Origin of the sequence: Bacillus hominis, assembly GCF_018332515.1 — a bacterium.
Classification (GTDB): domain Bacteria; phylum Bacillota; class Bacilli; order Bacillales; family Bacillaceae_G; genus Bacillus_A; species Bacillus_A hominis.
Genome location: NZ_BOQD01000284.1, coordinates 1 through 1,740, shown reverse-complemented (window position 1 = coordinate 1,740; position 1,740 = coordinate 1). Strand labels below are relative to the sequence as shown.

Annotated in this window: 2 protein-coding genes; one reads left to right on the top strand and one right to left on the bottom strand. The window is 34.3% G+C overall.

Annotated features, from left to right (window positions below):
• Nucleotides 1–1,097: transglutaminase domain-containing protein (locus tag KI356_RS22430; protein WP_274388400.1), on the top strand; the 1,097-nt coding region annotated here is incomplete at its 5' end.
• A gap of 198 nt (nt 1,098–1,295) precedes the next feature.
• Here the strand turns inward: KI356_RS22430 and KI356_RS22425 are convergent.
• Nucleotides 1,296–1,397 carry a YjcZ family sporulation protein gene (locus tag KI356_RS22425; protein WP_000505688.1) on the bottom strand — a complete coding sequence of 34 codons (102 nt, stop codon included), beginning with the start codon at nt 1,395–1,397 and terminating at the stop codon, nt 1,296–1,298.
• Nucleotides 1,398–1,740: the final 343 nt, after the last annotated feature.

The window sequence follows — 1,740 nt, the reverse complement described above, 5'->3', positions numbered from 1 at the left end:
ATGCACAGTTTTTATATAAAACTTTGCAATATAAAAATACTAATGCGCAAAATACAGCAGATGCTGCACTATTAACAGCATTCAAAAATGAAGTACAAAAGCGTATTAATACGTACGAAACGAATATTACACTTCCATATTACACGACAAATAGTAATAAAGAAGAAGTGATGAATACACTTTTTAACGCATATAAAGAAGTCGCAAATAAAAATGAGTATACAAATTATAATAGATCGAATATTTCATACTCACTATCTGGATCGCCAGGAAATTATACGTTTACGCTAAATATTACATATCGTGAAACGAAAGAACAAACAGAGTATGTGATGAAACAAGCGAAAGCGATCGTTTCTTCTATTATTCAAGTAGGAATGGATGATCATGAAAAGGTGAAGGCGATTCATGATTACGTAGTACAACATGTTTCTTACGATACGTCTTATAAAGCGTATACAGCATATGAGGCACTCGTGAATCGTTCTGCCGTTTGTCAAGGTTACACATTATTAACCTATCAATTATTAAAAGAAGCTGGAATTGAGAATCATTTTGTAGTAGGAACTGGAGACGGTCAGCCTCATGCTTGGAATTTAGTTAAAATCGATAACAAATGGTACCATCTTGATACAACATTCGATGATCCAATACCTGATAAACAAGGGCGAGTAACATATTCTTATTTCAACTTATCAGATGAACAAATTGCAAGAAATCATGGGTGGAACCGCGGGGACTATCCGCAGGCTACAACAAATTATTATGATACAATTATAAATAAAATTGCGGCGGGTAGCCCTAAAACAACTACATACGAGCAAATATTAAAAGATACAAAACTAAATTATTTAGCAAATGAGTACGTTGCGAATAACTATAATGAATTAAAAAATAAAATGCAGCAGCGCTATAGCGCAAAGCCAGAAAAGATTGAGGTTCTTTATAAGCAATCAATGGACGGTTCCTTACAAGATGTGAAAAAAGCAATTGGAGAAATCGGTTTTCCAAAAGGAGCAAACCGTGTTTCTTATAAAGCTGAGCCGTATAATGCAAAAGAAGGATATTCTTTGGTGACGATTACGTTTACGTATTGATAATAAAAAAGCATCTACTTCAGATGCTTTTTTATTATTTGTGTTTTCATTAATATGTATAATTACATAAAATTCAAGAGAAAAAGAGAGTATACTTTGGTATTGTGTAATAAAGATAGGGCCCGCCTACGGAGATAGGGGATGTTTTAACGTATAAAGAAAAGACACTCATATAAGAGTGTCTTTTCCGATAGTTTTTTAGCAGAAGCAGGAAGCTCCAACTATGATTAATAAAATAAACAATACAACTAATAAAGCGAAGCCACCGCCACAACTACTACAACTACCACCAAAGCCCATAACAGTTCCTCCTTTAGATAAGAGGAGAAAACAAGAGGTCACTCATGTATTTTAACGGATTCAATTTACTTTATGTTTTTACGTATTAATTGAGCAGGTCCTTTTGAAAATAAAGAAAAGAGACCCTCTAAGGGCCTTCTTCCGATTTGAACCATCTTAATTTTAAGAACATGTATTGGACTCCCATCCAAATATTATTATATCAAGCGGGTGGTTATAGCGAGTATTGGTAAACCGTCTTGAAAATGAGCTTAGTGTACGGAATTTACGTTTTGTTGTTGCTATCCCCTGTCCATCAAGCTAGGGTTTTGGGGAACTACCAATTTCTTAAGTTGATGGGCAT

Bases quoted from the DNA above. Each gene is read 5' to 3' on its own strand.
- KI356_RS22425 (WP_000505688.1), bottom strand. From the start codon at position 1,397: ATGGGCTTTGGTGGTAGTTGTAGTAGTTGTGGCGGTGGCTTCGCTTTA.